The sequence below is a fragment of the Vandammella animalimorsus genome (assembly GCF_002288875.1).
Classification (GTDB): Bacteria; Pseudomonadota; Gammaproteobacteria; order Burkholderiales; family Burkholderiaceae_C; genus Lampropedia; species Lampropedia animalimorsus.
Window position 1 is genome coordinate 469,115 of record NZ_NTBH01000001.1, and the last position, 16,789, is coordinate 485,903.

10 protein-coding genes are annotated in these 16,789 nt (G+C 58.6%); 6 read left to right on the top strand and 4 right to left on the bottom strand.

All coding sequences use genetic code 11. The features are described from left to right. Positions 1-11 precede the first annotated feature (11 nt). Positions 12-1,070: a Bug family tripartite tricarboxylate transporter substrate binding protein gene (locus CLI93_RS01950; protein WP_095541318.1), complete on the bottom strand. Its 1,059-nt coding sequence runs from the start codon at positions 1,068-1,070 to the stop codon at positions 12-14. 290 nt (positions 1,071-1,360) lie between these two features. Here CLI93_RS01950 and ilvD point away from each other — a divergent pair, with 290 nt between their 5' ends. From ilvD to CLI93_RS01980, 6 genes are all read left to right on the top strand, one after another. Beyond that, complete coding sequence (gene ilvD / locus CLI93_RS01955; protein ID WP_095541317.1) at positions 1,361-3,106, top strand: dihydroxy-acid dehydratase; 1,746 nt, start codon at positions 1,361-1,363, stop codon at positions 3,104-3,106. A gap of 1,069 nt (positions 3,107-4,175) precedes the next feature. Beyond that, entirely contained in the window at positions 4,176-4,994 is an 819-nt protein-coding gene (locus tag CLI93_RS01960; RefSeq protein ID WP_095541316.1) for an ABC transporter permease, read from the top strand. After that, the gene (locus CLI93_RS01965) at positions 4,984-6,321 is read left to right on the top strand and encodes an ABC transporter ATP-binding protein (RefSeq protein WP_095541315.1); all 1,338 of its coding nucleotides are present in this window, start codon (positions 4,984-4,986) and stop codon (positions 6,319-6,321) included. The genes CLI93_RS01960 and CLI93_RS01965 overlap by 11 nt, the downstream gene beginning before the upstream one ends. Further along, complete coding sequence (locus tag CLI93_RS01970; protein WP_095541314.1) at positions 6,318-9,827, top strand: glycosyltransferase; 3,510 nt, start codon at positions 6,318-6,320, stop codon at positions 9,825-9,827. Before CLI93_RS01965 ends, CLI93_RS01970 begins: the two co-directional genes overlap by 4 nt. Next, complete coding sequence (wecB, locus tag CLI93_RS01975; RefSeq protein WP_095541313.1) at positions 9,820-10,920, top strand: non-hydrolyzing UDP-N-acetylglucosamine 2-epimerase; 1,101 nt, start codon at positions 9,820-9,822, stop codon at positions 10,918-10,920. Before CLI93_RS01970 ends, wecB begins: the two co-directional genes overlap by 8 nt. 293 nt (positions 10,921-11,213) lie before the next feature. After that, positions 11,214-12,023: a glycosyltransferase family protein gene (locus tag CLI93_RS01980; RefSeq protein WP_238945701.1), complete on the top strand. Its 810-nt coding sequence runs from the start codon at positions 11,214-11,216 to the stop codon at positions 12,021-12,023. Between the two features lie 115 nt (positions 12,024-12,138). Here the strand turns inward: CLI93_RS01980 and CLI93_RS01985 are convergent, their stop codons facing one another. From CLI93_RS01985 to CLI93_RS01995, 3 genes are all read right to left on the bottom strand, one after another. Further along, the gene (locus CLI93_RS01985; RefSeq protein WP_095541311.1) at positions 12,139-13,119 is read right to left on the bottom strand and encodes a quinone oxidoreductase family protein; all 981 of its coding nucleotides are present in this window, start codon (positions 13,117-13,119) and stop codon (positions 12,139-12,141) included. 68 nt (positions 13,120-13,187) lie between these two features. Then, on the bottom strand, positions 13,188-14,021 hold the full coding sequence (locus CLI93_RS01990) for an SDR family oxidoreductase (protein WP_095541310.1): 834 nt from the start codon (positions 14,019-14,021) through the stop codon (positions 13,188-13,190). Between the two features lie 198 nt (positions 14,022-14,219). After that, a complete protein-coding gene (locus CLI93_RS01995) occupies positions 14,220-16,559 on the bottom strand; it encodes a Tex family protein (RefSeq protein ID WP_095541421.1) in 2,340 nt (779 codons plus the stop codon). Between the last annotated feature and the right edge of the window lie 230 nt (positions 16,560-16,789).

The following is a 16,789-nucleotide window of genomic DNA, read 5'->3' on the forward strand; positions in this document are numbered from 1 at the left end:
CAATGCGGGCCTCAGTTGATCTGCACCTTGGCAGCCTCGACCACCTCCGCCCACTTGCGGCGATTGTCCCGCACCGTGATGGCGAACTGCTCGGGCGTTTCGATGCGCACGGCATTGCCCATGGATTCGATGCGCTCGCGCATCGCAGGCTGCTTTAGCACCCCCGTGATGGCGGCATTGAGGCGCTGCACGATGGGCGCGGGCGTGCCCTTGGGGGCAAACACGCCAAACCAGATGGCGCTGTCAAAGCCCTGCGTGCCGGGCAGGCCGCTGTCGGCAATGGGCGGCACGTCGGCCACGGCCGGCACGCGCTGGGCCGTGGTCACGCCCAGCAGGCGCACCTTGCCCGCCTTGGCGTGCGGCAACACGGTCTGCACCTGGTTCATGATGCAGCAGGTCTCGCCGCGCAGCACGGCGCCAATGGCGTCCGGCCCGCCCTTATAGGGCACGTGCACCATGTCCAGCCCCAGGCGCGAGTTGAACTCGGCAAAGGCCATGTGCGTGCCCGTGCCGTTGCCGGTGGAGGCAAAGTTGTACTTGCCCGGATGGGCCTTGATCTCGGCCACGAACTCGGCCAGATTCTTCACGTCGATGACCTCGGGGTTGATGGTCAACACGTTGGAGACATCGTTGATCGGCGCCACGGGCACGAAGTCGGCCTCCACATCGAAGGGCAGATTCTTGTACAGCGCAGCATTGCTGCCATGCGTGGCCGCCGTGCCAAAGGCCAGCGTGTAGCCATCGGGCCGGGCGCGCGCGACGAACTCGCTGGCGATGTTGCCAGCCGCGCCGGGCTTGTAGTCGATGATGATGGGCTGGCCCAGGGCCTTGGCCAGCGGCTCTTGAATCAGCCGCGCAATCACATCCACGCCCGAGCCGGCGGGAAAAGCCATGATGAGTGTGATGGGCTGCGCGGGCCAGCTGGCGACTGACTGTGCCGCCTGCGTGGCTGTTTGCTCAGGCAGCTTTTGCCCGCCGCTGGCCCAGGCAGAAACGGCCAGCGTGGCCGCGCCGCCCAGCAAGGCCAATGCGCCCAGCGCAGCGCGGCGATTGATGTTGCGAATGTTCATAGTGACTCTCCATCAGCGCCCGACCAACCGGAGCGCCCGTGCAGCGCATTGTGATCAAGGCTACACAACGACATGGCATGAGCTTATATCTCGGGCGCTGATGTCGGGCAGTGAGCAACTGCTGCCAGCCCCAAGCCCTGAGGCCGTTCGCAAGCTGGAAGAAGACCGCGCCAAAGTCAGACAGGCCCACGCAAGCCCGCCCCAGGCCACAGCAGGCGGCACAATAGACACTTTTCGTGAACGGGCCCCACCCGCCCGCGCATCGCCCCTGCCCCACCCCGAGAAAGACCATGAGCGAGCAAAAAACCATCCCCATCCGCCCCGCCAACGAGCGCAGCGCCCACATCACCCAGGGCAAATCGCGCGCGCCCAACCGCTCCATGTACTACGCGCTGGGCTACACCGAGAGCGATTTCGACAAGCCCATGGTCGGCATCGCCAACGGCCACTCCACCATCACGCCCTGCAACGCAGGCCTGCAACGCCTGGCCGATGCCGCCGTGGAGGGCATCCGGCAAGCGGGCGGCAACCCGCAAATCTTCGGCACGCCCACGATCTCCGACGGCATGTCCATGGGCACCGAGGGCATGAAGTACTCGCTGGTCAGCCGCGAAGTCATTGCCGATTGCATCGAGACCTGCGTGGGCGGGCAGTGGATGGACGGCGTGCTGGTCATCGGCGGCTGCGACAAGAACATGCCCGGCGGCATGATGGGCATGCTGCGCGCCAACGTGCCCGCCATCTACGTTTACGGCGGCACCATCCTGCCCGGGCGCTACAAGGATCAGGACCTGAACATCGTCAGCGTGTTCGAGGCCGTGGGCCAGAACGCCGCCGGTAACATGAGCGATGAGGAGCTCAAGGAAATCGAGCAGCACGCCATCCCCGGCAACGGCTCGTGCGGGGGCATGTACACGGCCAACACCATGTCCAGCGCCTTCGAGGCCCTGGGCATGAGCCTGCCCTACTCCAGCACCATGGCCAACCCGCACGACGAGAAGCAAAACTCCGCCAAGGAATCGGCCAAAGTGCTGCTGCAAGCCATCCGCAACAACCTGCGCCCGCGCGACATCGTCACCCGCAAGGCACTGGAAAACGCCGTGGCCGTCATCATGGCCACCGGCGGCTCCACCAACGCCGTGTTGCACTTTCTGGCCATCGCCCACGCCGCCGGCATCGAGGATTGGAGCATCGACGACTTCGAGCGCATCCGCAAGAAAGTGCCCGTGATCTGCGACCTCAAGCCCTCGGGCAAATACATGGCCGTCGATCTGCACCGCGCAGGCGGCATTCCGCAGGTCATGAAAATCCTGCTCAACGCCGGCCTGTTGCACGGCGACTGCATGACCATCACCGGCAAGACCATCGCCGAAACCCTGGCCGACGTGCCCGATGCGCCGCGCGCCGATCAGGACGTCATCCGCCCCATCGACAAGCCTCTGTACGCCCAGGGCCACCTGGCCATCCTGCGCGGCAACCTCAGCCCCGAAGGCGCGGTGGCCAAGATCACCGGCCTGAAAAACCCCGCCATCACCGGCCCCGCGCGCGTGTTCGACGACGAGCAATCGGCCCTGCAAGCCATTCTGGAAGGCAAGATCAAGGCCGGTGACGTGATGGTGCTGCGCTACCTCGGCCCCAAAGGCGGCCCCGGCATGCCCGAAATGCTCGCCCCCACCGGCGCGCTCATCGGCGCGGGCCTGGGCGAGAGCGTGGGCCTGATCACCGACGGGCGCTTCTCCGGCGGCACCTGGGGCATGGTGGTCGGCCACGTCGCCCCCGAAGCCTACGTGGGCGGCACCATCGGCCTGGTGCGCGAGGGCGACACCATCACCATCGACGCCAAGCAACTGCTGCTGCAAGTGCACGTCAGCGACGAGGAGCTGGCCGAGCGCCGCAAGCACTGGCAGCAACCCGCGCCGCGCTACACCCGTGGCGTGCTGGCCAAATTCGCCCACAACGCCGCCAGCGCCAGCAAAGGCGCCGTGCTCGACGCCTGGGATGCGGCCACCCCTGCCTGCCAGGGCGGCCAGGGCTGATGCAAGCTGCACTGCCCCTGCAGTGCGACAGCCCAAGGCCAAGAGCCTGGGTAATGCCACGCATTTAGCATGCACAAACCAGCCTGCACGGATAGCAAGCAGGCAAATTGCTTACAACAACGGGGGCGCTGTCGCCCCCGTTGTTGTTTGGGCGCGGTTGTTCGCCCAAGCGCTGGAGCAGCCACAGCAAGTACCTGAGCAACAAATCCCTGGCTGGTGCTCGTCAGGCTGAGCCACTCGTAGCGCATATAGGTCAAAGCCACGGTAAAGCGCAAGTCCGTGGGCACCCCCCTATTGCTTGACAACTTCGACCTCTCCAATCTGATCAGGTTGTAGGCGAGCAAAGCATCCCAGACTCGACAAAAACTGCATCGTGCATCAGGTAATACCGAGCTGGTCAAGGCCCACAAACGCAATTGAGGGCAGCTCCGTGACGCTGTCATCCCCGCGGTTCGTTGACCTTCCCCGTCTGCCTCCAATCTTGTTGCTCACAAAGCGTATTGCTGCTGTTCTCGACTACAACGAAATGGGTCACGCCCGTAAGTGACGCGGCCTGCCACGCTATAGCTTGCTGTGGTTACATTGGCTGCCAATATCAGCAGCATCAAGTAAAAAATTGATGTTAAAAAATTATTGACAATCGATTGAATTGAGACAGGTATACTTTGCTATCTTGACGCAACTTGGGGTATTGCTAGGATCGATGTAATCTTTAATATCCCTCTTTAAAGCGCCCGCCTTTACGCTGTGATTGAGATATCATTTGAAACACTGTTGGCTTTTGAGTGTGATATCAATAACATTAGCATCAAAAGTCTGCGCATTATTTATCCCATTTTATGGACTCATTTTCCGACAGGATTTTGGAAGCACCTCTCCACAGTGCTTCACGCCAAAACATCTTGCCGCTTTGGCGATTCCACTACTTGTTGTTCAGATTCAAGTTCGGCCACTTCGGTTCAGAATGAGAATCCCAATAAAATTGGCATGCATGCGCCAAAGGCAAAGATAAACTGAAAAAACCACGTATGATTTTACAAGCCTTTAATGGCGTGAAAGAGAGGCGTTGATGCGGAACTTTTCAATTGCACCATTGGAAATGTTTAGCGCTCTCTGGCGCAACCGTGAACTGATCATGGCATCCACCAAACGCGAAGTGCTGGGGCGTTATCGTGGCTCTGTAATGGGCTTGCTATGGTCATTTTTCAACCCGCTCTTGATGCTTACGGTCTACACGTTTGTATTCAGCGTTGTGTTCAAGGCGCGCTGGAATGTGGAAACCGAATCCAAGACCGAATTTGCACTTGTGTTGTTTGCTGGCCTAATCGTCTTTTTTCTGTTCAGTGAAACCATCAACCGGGCGCCGTCATTGGTGGTTGCCAACGTCAACTATGTCAAGAAGGCGATCTTCCCATTGGAAATCTTGCCTGTCGTCTCACTGCTCTCTGCCCTGTTTCATGGCTTCGTCAGTCTCTGTGTCTGGCTGATCGGCTATATGTTGTTCTTCGGCGTACCGCAGCCAACCGTGCTCTATCTTCCCTTGGTCATCCTGCCATTACTGCTGATTATCCTCGGCCTGAGCTGGTTGCTGGCCTCGCTGGGTGTGTACCTTCGCGATGTTTCACAGTTCATTGGCTCTCTTGTGCTGGTTTCGATGTTCATGGCGCCGATTTTTTACCCAACAACCGCCTTTCCAGAAGAGTTCAGTCAATGGCTCTATCTTAATCCACTCGCACCGATAGTTGAGCAGACGCGGGACGTGCTCTATTGGGGCAAACTACCCGATTTTGAGTTGTTAGGCATCTACACACTGTTTTCAGCCTTCATTGCATGGCTTGGATTCGCATGGTTCCAAAAAACCAGGAAAGGTTTTGCCGATGTCCTATGAAACTGCCATCAAGGTTGAAAACCTGAAAAAGTGTTACCAAATCTACGAGCAACCTCGAGATCGACTCAAGCAATTCATACTGCCACGCCTGCAACGGTTGCTCTGGCAACAGCCCCAACAGTATTACCGCGAATTTTGGGCATTGAAGGGTGTCACTTTAGACGTCAGAAAGGGGGAAACCGTCGGCATTCTTGGGCGTAATGGCAGTGGTAAGAGCACGCTGCTGCAGATCATCACCGGGACACTGGCACCCACTTCCGGATGGGTTGAAACCCACGGCCGCATTGCCGCACTGCTGGAGCTGGGTTCAGGATTCAACCCTGATTTCACTGGCCGAGAGAATGTTTACCTCAATGGTTCAATCCTGGGTTTTTCCAAACAGGAAATGGATGAACGGTTTGATGAGATTGCTGCCTTTGCTGATATTGGGGAGCACCTTGATCGGCCGATCAAAACTTACTCCAGCGGTATGGTTGTTCGCCTGGCCTTCGCCGTGCAAGCCTGCGTGTCACCCCAGGTGCTCATTGTTGATGAGGCACTATCCGTGGGTGACGAAAAGTTCCAGAGGAAATGTTTCGATTACATCGAGCGGTTGCGTGAGGAAGGATGTTCCATCCTACTGGTAACGCATTCAACCGCTACTGTGGAAAAATTTTGTCAACGCGGCGTGCTTTTGCACAAAGGCAACGTTCACGGCATTGGCCCCGCCAAGGAAATCGTCGATCAGTATCACGCCCTGCTTTACTCGGACGAGAAAACCTATATTCGATATCTTCAGCAAAGCCAGGCAACGGACACCCCCCTGGCATCAGCTGATCAAACAACAACGCATCAGCAGGCAGAATCCCTCATTAGCGATGAGGGAGAAACCAACACGACAGGCATGCGCGCCGTGATCGCCCATTGGCAGATTCTGGATGCTTCAGGCAACCCCTGCGATCAGTTCATGACCGGTGAGACAATGACGCTTCGTTTCTGTGCGGATGTTTTGCGTCCTATTGATGAAATCCAGGCAGGCCTCTTGATCCGCACCGTGGAGGGCGTCAGTGCATTTGGAACGAGTACGCTTTATCACCAAAAGAACTTTACCAACGCCCAACCCGGCACACGCCTTGTTTTTGATTTCGAGTTGCGCGCCGACCTGTGCGCCGGGACTTACTTTGCTACTCTAGCAATAGCGGAGGCGATATCACACGGCGATATGACCTACCTTGACCGCAAGACCGATGTCATTGTTTTTACTGTACATCAACCTCGCATTCTCGCCAGCGGCATAGCCATGCTTGATACAAAGGTGATGGTAACTGAGTTGGGAACGAAAGCATGAAATCGCTACTAATCGTCACTGAGCAATTTACCTTAGGGGGTCTCGAAACGCACATTCGTGGAGAGATTGAGTATCTCAGCAAGGCAGGCGTTACCGTTCATTTGGCTGCCGGTAAGGCTTTTGAAGATGCACTCTTGCCCGCCGAACTGACTTCTATAACACATGGATTGCCTCTGGGGCCTGAGTGTTCACCCGAAGAGCTATTGTCGGTGATCCAGCATCTCCGACAGATCATTCGCCGGCACGCAATCGGATACGTTCATATTCACCCTTTCACGTCAATCATTCCTGCTGTTGCGGCAGCCGAACTGGAGTCCGTACCTTATGCCATCACGCTGCACGGCCCAGCCTCCATGGCCAGCTACGGGCCGATTTATGACCTGTTGGTCAAGGACATCATCCTGCCCAGCACGCCCTTGATTGTTGCGGTATCGCCAGAGGTTCAGGATCTACTGAGCATTCATGCATCCGATCAATCCGTTGCTTACATCCCAAATTCGGTGCTATTTGAAGAGCCTCATGGCGCAAATTCAGCAGTCAGCCCGCTGGATCCGCGCTGGCTGGTTGTATCTCGAATGGATGAATTCAAGATACAAGGCATTTTCGATTTCTGCCGCAAGGCAAAAGCGTGCGGAATACCTGGCGTAGTGATTGCCGGCGATGGGCCAGCGAAGCAACAGCTCTGCCAAATGCTTGAAGAACATGGAGATTCGGATTACGTTGAATTGATCGGACCGAGCAACGAAATTCCCACCCTGATTCAAAAATTTTCCGGCATTGCGGGAATGGGGCGCGTGGTTCTTGAGGGAGTTTCGTCGCACAAACCCGTGGTGTTGGTGGGCTATGATGGGGTGAAGGGCGTTGTCGACGAACAACTGTTGACGCAAGCAGCCGAACATAATTTTTCCGGCCGCAACCTTCCTGTCATTGACGACAATGAACTGCTTGACCAGCTAGGCGCCAAGACAGGCAGGGAACACATTTCTGATGTTTTTGAATTTGCCAGAACGCACTTCAACGCGCACCATGCATGGACCCGCTTCCTAGACAAGATGAGCTCGATACCGGCTCCGGCCACTACGGTATTGACCGGTTTGCACCACCATCTTTCCACAAACACGATCACTGGAACAACACCATACCTCTACAGCAAAGCGCTATTGGATCAGATAGAGGCGGTGGTATGCAGCAAGAAATTCTACGACCCAAGACTGTTGGCTGCCGTTTCGCTCTGCCGGCAAAGGCAGGCGAGCAACGAAGTCAATCTGGCCGTGGCCGAGCGCGACGGGCAGATTGCGAGCCTGAATCTGGCACTGGCTGAGCGCGATGAGCAGATCGCCAGTCTCAGCCAAACGGCAACTGAGCGCGACGGCCAGCTTACTCATCTCAATCAGGCGGTAAGCGAACGTGATGAGCGGCTTGCCCACCTCAATCAAACCGTGGTCGAGCGTGACAGCCAGCTTGCTCACCTCAATCAATCGGTAGCCGAACGTGATGAGCAGCTTGTCAACCTCAACCAAACGATAGTCGAGCGCAACGGGCAACTCAGCCAGCTCAATCAAGCCATAACCGAACGTGACGGACAGATTGCCAGCCTGAATCTGGCGCTAGCTGAGCGCGATGCGCAGATTGCCCACCTCAATCAAACCGTGGTCGAGCGTGACAGCCAGCTTGCTCACCTCAATCAATCGGTAGCCGAACGTGATGAGCAGCTTGTCAACCTCAACCAAACGATAGTCGAGCGCAACGGGCAACTCAGCCAGCTCAATCAAGCCATAACCGAACGTGACGGACAGATTGCCAGCCTGAATCTGGCGCTAGCTGAGCGCGATGCGCAGATTGCCCACCTCAATCAAACCGTGGTCGAGCGTGACAGCCAGCTTGCTCACCTCAATCAATCGGTAGCCGAACGTGATGAGCAGCTTGTCAACCTCAACCAAACGATAGTCGAGCGCAACGGGCAACTCAGCCAGCTCAATCAAGCCATAACCGAACGTGACGGACAGATTGCCAATCAGAACCTGTTGCTAGCCGAGCGCGACGGCCAGCTTGCCCTGCTTAATCAAGCCGTAGCCGAGCGTGATGGGCAGCTTGCCAAGCTCAACCAAACGGTAGCCGAACGCGATGGCGAGATAAACGCGTTAACCTATCAAATTACAAATATCAAACAGTCCAATTCCTGGAAAATAACATCACCGTTTCGCGTCACCAAGAATCTTGTCATTTCACCCAAAAGAACGGCCTATTCGATAGTTCGAAAATTATTTTGGAGTCTGCCTTCTGGTGTGCGGCAGAGCCTGCATGGTCCTCGCCACGCCTTTGTGAGATATGTACGTGGCCTGCCAGCCCGTAAGCACCAAGACACCAGCAACCAAAACAATGCTGATCTCTCTTGGTCAGAGTTTAACGAAACGGTTCTTGCCAATAGGGCAGAATACAAGGGGATTTTTGTCCAGGAGGCAGTTATCGACTGGAATGTGCCCTTGTATCAGCGACCTCAACATATTTCTTCTGCATTAGGAAGGTTGGGCTATCTGGTCATATATCGGACTGTAAACTGGGTTGCGGATGACGTAAATGGTTTCAGAAAGGTTGGCACCAACGTCTGGGTTACCAACAGCCCAGAAGTGGACACCATTCATGATGTCATTCGATCAATATATTCAACGGCATACGTCCAAACTCCAGATTTGATAATGCAAAACGGAAAACGTGGACGCATTATCTACGAATACATTGACCACATAGATCCAGAAATTAGCGGCGATAACGAAAACATCAAACGGCTCTTAAATCAAAAGAAATTTGCCTTCGAGGGTGGTGCCGACTACGTGATTGCTTCCGCAAAGAAACTTTACGATGAAGCCGCCTCGATCGTTGGGAAAGAAAAGGTCATTATGGTTCCTAACGGCGTCGACACGCGACATTATCGCAGCCCGACCCATCTGAAAACAATTATTCCACAATCACTTGTTGATTTCAAGGAAAAGCACAAGGCCATTGTCGGTTACTTTGGTGCAATTGCGCCCTGGCTTTGGTATGAAGTTATGAGTGAACTTGCAGCAATGCGACCCGATCTCGGGTTTGTTTTTATTGGCCCGGACTACTATGGCGGAATTGAAAAACTCCCCAAGTTTGAAAATGTACTGTATATGGGTACAGTCGATTACAAGGAACTCCCCGCCTACGCTAGACAGTTTGATATCTGCTTCATACCGTTCAAACCGGGCGACATTGCGAAAACAACTTCCCCTCTAAAGCTTTTTGAATATTTCGCACTAGAAAAACCAGTCGTTGTGACATCAGATATGGATGAATGCACGGCCTACAGCGAAGTATTCAAAGGAGGCTCAGCGGCTGACCTAAGTCATGCCTTTGATTCGGCCCTACAGGTAAAAGACTCGAAGAAATTCAAGTCCAAACTGCGTACCCTTGCCGACAAGAATGATTGGAGAGCGCGAGCGAAGGCATTGGAAGAATGTTTTAAAGGTTTGAATAATGAGTAAAAAAATACTTTGTGTCATCGGCACCCGCCCGGAAGCCATCAAAATGGCCTCTGTCATTCTGGCCTTGCAGAAGGAGCCGTGGGCGAACGTGCGGATTCTTGCAACTGCGCAGCACCGTCATATGCTCGATCAGGTCAATGATTTTTTTGGCATTGCTCCAGATATTGACCTGAATATCATGCGGCCCAATCAAGCGCTGACGACTTTGACGGCCCGGTTGCTGCTTGAGCTCGACGATGTTTTGCAGGCGGAGAAGCCGGATGCTGTATTGGTGCAAGGGGACACGACCACCGTGATGACGGTGGCATTGGCCTGCTTTTATCACCGCATCCCGATCGGGCATGTCGAAGCGGGGCTGCGCACCTGGGATATGCAAAACCCTTTTCCGGAAGAGGCCAACCGGGTTATTGCCGGCAAGCTGGCGCGCTGGCACTTTGCACCGACCGAGGGTTCTCGGCAGAACTTGCTGAAGGAGGGTGTGCCGGATACCGAGATTGTTGTCACCGGTAATACTGTCATCGACGCATTGCTGATCACGGCATCCAAGGAGCTGGAGCTTGCAGTGCCACTGGATTCTGACAAGCGGCTGGTTTTGGTGACATCCCACCGCCGAGAGAATTTTGGCGAGCCATTGCGCAACATTTGCCGCGCCCTGCGCACGCTGGCTGAGAATAACCCGTCGGTCCAGTTTCTCTACCCAGTGCATCCCAATCCCAATGTCAAGGATGTGGCCCATGAGTTTCTGGCTGGGTTGCCCAATTTCATGTTGTGCGAGCCGCTGGATTACGCCCCGTTCATTGCAGCGATGAAGCGCGCCCACATCATCCTGACCGATTCTGGTGGCGTACAAGAGGAGGCCCCGGCCCTTGGCAAGCCTGTGCTGGTGCTGCGAGACGAAACAGAGCGGCCAGAGGCGGTTGAGCAAGGGGTAGTCAAGTTGGTTGGGGCAAACTTTGAGCATATCGTCAGCGAGGCTCAACGTTTGCTCGATGATGAGTCGGCCTATCGTGCGATGGCGCGCGGCGTTTCGCCTTATGGCGATGGCCATGCCGCCGAACGAATTGTGAAGACGCTGCGCGCGCATTTCAGCTGATGCAGCTCATCTATTTATCGCCAGTGCCGTGGAATAGCTTTGCCCAGCGACCGCATAAGTTCGTAGAGTGGTTCCATAGCCGGACAGGCGGCTCTGTCCTGTGGGTCGATCCCTATCCCACCCGTTTTCCCAATTGGAGGGATTTGCGGCGGCTGCGCCCCTCTGCGTCGCACGATCTGCACAACAACAGGCCCGCTTGGCTTACGGTGCTCAAGCCCAGTGCTGTGCCTATTGAACCATTGCCGGGCTCCGGCTGGGTGAATGGGCGCTTGTGGCAACGCCAATGGCTCCAAATGACTGATTTTGCCAATCAGTCCAGAACCTGGTTGGTGATTGGCAAGCCATCGGTTCTTGCGCGCAATCTCTTGAAGCGCCTGCGTGACTGCCCATCCTTGTACGACGCCATGGATGAGTTTCCGGCCTTTTATGAAGGCTTTTCCCGGTCAACCCTGGCTCGGCGGGAGCTGGAAATTGCCCATTGTGTGGACATCATCACAGTTTCGAGCACAGAGCTTAAATCACGCTGGGCGCGCGTACATCAGGATGTGCGGCTGGTTTACAACGGGCTGGATCTGTCGGTGATGCCAAGCATGCAGCAGGGGCCTGCTGCATCCAGCAAAAAAGTCTTTGGCTATGTTGGAACCATTGCTTCATGGTTCGACTGGGACTGGGTGTGCGCTTTGGCAAGGGCCAGGCCGAACGACGAAATTCGCTTGATTGGCCCGATTTTCAACCGCTCGCCCAGTAAGCTGCCCGACAACATTACCTTGTTGCCTACCTGTGATCATGCGACTGCTTTGAAAGCGATGACGCAGTTTCACGCTGGGCTGATTCCGTTCAGAAAAAATGCGCTGACTGCCTCGGTTGATCCGATCAAATATTACGAATATCGCGCACTGAACCTGCCAGTGGTCTCTACGGATTTTGGAGAAATGAGCCTGCGCGCAGGAGAGCGTGGCGTATTTATCACGCAGATCGAGGCTGACGTGCCTGCGATGGCTGAGGCCGCCCTGCAATTCAAAGGCGGTACAGGCGTAGACCGTGCATTTGCACAGGAAAACACTTGGGAGGCGCGTTTTGATGCAGCCAAGCTTCTCCCATAGTTGAGTCAATAACAGGCTTCTTGCGGTAATGCCGCTCACTGGGCTCAGTAAACGGCGCTACCAAAAGGCAGTCTTTTTTTCTTGACCTGTCCGTGCAGAAATTCGAGACAGGCCCTCAAGGCAGCAAGATGGTCGAGCCCGTGGTCTTGCGCGCTTCCAACGCCTGGTGCGCTTGCTGCACGTCCTGCAGCGCAAAGCGCTGTTCGATGTGGATTTTCACCGCGCCCTGCTGCACGACGGCGAACAAGTCGTCGGCCATGGTCTGGGTGCGCTGGCGCGAGCTGGTGTGCGTGAACAGCGTCTGGCGCGTCACGAACAGCGACTTGGCCGCCAGCACGGCCGGGGCGAACGGCGGCACCGGGCCCGAGGCATTGCCGAAGCTGACCATCAGCCCAAAGGCGCGCAGGCAGGCCAGCGAGCCTTCCCAGGTGTCCTTGCCGACCGAGTCATACACGATCTTCACGCCCTGGCCCTGCGTGATCTCTTGCACGCGGGCGGCAAAATCCTCGCGCCGGTAGTTGATGGCGTGGGCCGCGCCGTTGGCCAGCGCCAGCGCGCATTTCTCGTCCGTGCCGGCCGTGGCAATGAGCTGCAGGCCCAGGTGCCGGGCCCACTGGCAGGCAATCAGGCCTACGCCCCCGGCGGCGGCGTGAAACAGCACGTGGTCGCCCGGCTCCAGCCCCTCCATCGGGCGGCATTTCTTCAGCAGATACTGCGCCGTCAGGCCCTTGAGCATCATTGCTGCGCCCGTCTCGAAAGAGATCTCATCGGGCAGACGGCAGACGTTCTGCGCCGGCATGACGCGCTCTTGCGTGTAGCTGCCCATGGGCCCGGTCGCATAGGCCACCCGATCGCCCACGCGCAAATGCTCCACGCCCGACCCCACGGCCAGCACCTCGCCTGCAGCCTCCATGCCCAGCGCCAGCGGCAGCTCATTGGGGTACAGGCCTGTGCGGTGGTATACGTCGATGAAGTTCACGCCGATGGCCTTGTGCCGCACATGCACCTGCCCGGCTTGCACGGGCGGCAGCGGCAGATCCACCAGCTTCATTTGCTCGGGCCCACCGAACTGGGCGATTTGCACCGTCATTGCCATAGTCGTTCCATTTCCTCTTGGTCAAACGCTCAAAACAAACGCTCAAAACAAACGCTCAAAACAAACGCTCAAAACGTGCCTGGATAGGCGCCCCCATCGATCAGCCAGTTCTGCCCGTTCACATAGGCCGCCTGCTGGCTGCACAAAAAGGCGCAGATGGCGCCAAACTCCTCGGCCGTGCCAAAGCGCCCGGCCGGGATCAGCGCCCGCTGCTGCGCGCACAAGTCCTCATCGCTCAGGCCCATGCGCTGAGCCTGGGCGTGCATGGTGCTGCGCAGGCGCTCGGTGTCGAACTTGCCCGGCAGCAGGTTGTTGATCGTCACCCCTTGCGCGGCCATGGGCGAGCGCGCCAGCCCGGCCACAAAGCCCGTCAGCCCGCTGCGCGCGCCGTTGGACAGGCCCAGCACCTCGATGGGCGCCTTCACTGCGCTGGAGGTGATGTTCACGATGCGGCCAAAGCCGCGCCCGGCCATGCCATCGAGCACTGCCTTGATCAGCTCGATCGGGGTCAGCATATTGGCCTGCAGCGCCGCCAGCCACTGCGCCTGCTCCCACTGGCGGAAGTCGCCCGGCGGCGGCCCGCCGGCATTGGTCACCAGGATGTCGAAATCCACGCCCGGCCCGCCTTCGACGGCAAAAATCTGCTCGCGGCCGGCCGCCGTGGTCACGTCCGCGGCCACTGGCAGCACCTGCGGCTGCGGCGCATGCGTATCGCTGTGCTGCTGCGCATACCAGCGCGCCAGCTTGCGCAGCTCATCGGCAGCCTTGCCCAACCGCACCGCGCCACGGGCATTGACGACCACGTTCACGCCTTCTTGCACCAGCGCCTTGGCACAGCCCAGGCCCAGCCCGGCGCTGGAGCCACACACCAGGGCCCAGCGCCCTTCAATCCCCAATTTCATCGCAGCGTCTTCCTTTGCTTTGAAAGGTTCTCACACCCTTGGGATGCCCTGCATGCCAAGCGCGCCGCGCCCAACACGGGCGCAAGCCGCGCATTGTGCCAAGGGAAATCTGTTGCAAGAACAAGAGGCGACACAGTCCGCGCGAATCTGCAGAGGCACGCGGCACGGCGATTCGTACAGACCTTGCTGCGCAAACGCTTACTTCTTCAGCCCCTGCAACTTGGCAAAGGCCGATTGCATGGCCGATTGCGGTTGGGCCTGGCGCGCGGCGTTGCGCGCGGCAGCGCCTTGGCTGTGGTTGGCGGCGCTGGCGTCCAGGCGCATGGTCAGGCTGATGCGCTTGCGCGGCACGTCCACTTCCAGCACCTTGACTTTGACAACCTGGCCGGTCTTGACGATTTCGCGCGCGTCGGCGACGAATTTGTTGGCCAGTTGGCTCACGTGCACCAGCCCGTCCTGGTGCACGCCCAGATCGACGAAGGCGCCGAACTGGGCGACGTTGCTGACCGTGCCTTCGAGCACCATGTCGGGTTTCAGGTCGGCAATGTCCTGCACGCCTTCGTTGAAGCGCGCCACAACGAAGTCCGGGCGCGGGTCGCGGCCGGGTTTTTCCAGCTCGGCGAGGATGTCCTTGACGGTGATGGCGCCAAAGCCTTCGCGCGCGAATTGCTCGGGCTTGAGGCTTTTGAGCAAGGCGGTGTCGCCCATGATTTGCTCGACGGATTTGCCCGTGCCGTCCAGGATGGACTGCACCACAGGGTAGGTTTCGGGGTGCACGCCGGTCATGTCCAGCGGGTTGTCGCCGCCGCGAATGCGCAAGAAGCCCGCGCTTTGCTCGAAGGCTTTGGGCCCCAGGCCGGTGACCTTGAGCAGTTGCTGGCGGTTTTTGAACGCGCCGTTGGCTTCGCGCCAGCGCACCACCGAGCGCGCCACCGAGGCGCTCAGGCCCGAGACGCGCGAGAGCAGCGGCACGCTGGCGGTGTTCAGGTCCACGCCCACGCCGTTGACGCAGTCTTCCACCACCGCGCCCAGGGTGCGGGCCAGCTCAGTCTGGTTCACATCGTGCTGGTACTGGCCCACGCCGATGGATTTGGGGTCGATCTTGACCAGCTCGGCCAGCGGGTCTTGCAGGCGGCGGGCGATGCTGGCCGCGCCGCGCAGGCTCACATCCACGTCGGGCATTTCCTCGCTGGCAAAGGCGCTGGCGGAATAGACCGAGGCCCCGGCCTCGCTGACGACGACTTTCTGCACGCGCTGGCCGGCCTTGTCGGCCAGCAGCTTGACCAGCTCGCCGGCGAGCTTGTCCGTCTCGCGGCTGGCCGTGCCGTTGCCGATGGCGATCAGCGCCACCTGGTGCTTGGCGCACAGCGCGGCCAGGGTGTGCAGGCTGCCTTGCCAATCGCGGCGCGGCTCGTGCGGATAGACAGTGGCGGTGTCCAGCAGCTTGCCGGTGGCGTCCACCACGGCGACTTTGACGCCGGTGCGGATGCCCGGATCCAGCCCCATCACGGTGTGCGCGCCCGCGGGCGCGGCCAGCAGCAAATCGTGCAGGTTGTCGGCAAAGACCTTGATGGCCACGGCCTCGGCCGCTTCACGCAGGCGGGCGAACAAATCGCGCTCCAGCGACAGGCTGAGCTTGACGCGCCAGGTCCAGGCCACCACCTTGCGCAGCCAGTCGTCGGCCGGGCGGCCCTGGTGGTTCCACTTCAGTTGCAGGGCGATGTGGCCTTCGGCCAGGCTGGGCTGGCCCGCTTCGGGCTCTTGCGGCTGGGCCAGACGCAGGTGCAGGATGTCCTGCGCACGACCACGGAACACGGCCAGGGCGCGGTGCGAGGGCACCTTGGCGATCGGCTCGTCGTATTCGTGGTAGTCCTTGAACTTGGCGATTTCCGGGTCTTGCGGGTTCTTGCCCTCGATCAAGCGGCTGCTGAGCACGCCGCCTTCCCACAGCCACTGGCGCATGGCCTGCACCAGCGCCGCGTCCTCGGCCCAGCGCTCGGCCAGGATGTCGCGTGCGCCGTCGAGCACTGCCTGCACGGTGGTGAAGTCGCTGCCGTCCTCGCCTTTTTCGGCTTTGACGTAGGGCTGCGCGGCCTCGGCGGGGGTGAGGTTCGGGTCGGCAAACAGCGCATCGGCCAGCGGCTCCAGCCCGGCTTCGCGCGCGATCTGGCCCTTGGTGCGGCGCTTGGGCTTGTAGGGCAGGTACAGGTCTTCCAGCTCCTGCTTGGTCTGCACCTGGGCGATGGAGGCGGCCAGTTGGGGCGTGAGCTTGCCTTGCTCCTCAATGCTCTTGAGCACCGCCCGGCGGCGCTCTTCCAGCTCGCGCAAGTAGCCTAGGCGCTCTTGCAGCGTGCGCAGTTGGGCATCATCCAGCCCGCCAGTGGCTTCCTTGCGGTAGCGCGCGATGAAGGGCACGGTCGCGCCTTCGTCCAGCAGCTTGACGGCCGCTTCGACCTGGCGCGCAGCCGCGCCCAGCTCTTTTGCAATCAATTGCTCGATGGCCTGTTGGGTACTGGGGGCGATGGCTGCAGAAGACATGGCAAATCGGTCGAGGGTCTGGCGGCACGAAGCCGCATGCAAAGGCTTGAGGCGCTTGAAAAAGCTGCTCAAAAACGAAAAGCGCGTGAGTGTGCCACAAGGCCAGCGCCACCCCCAATTCACACGACCTGCTGCAGCCACCGCACGCCTTCAGGCCTGAAGGCCTGCACGCATTACAAGGCCTGGGACACAGGACAGCGGGGGAAATCCCGCTGCCTCAATACACCGGC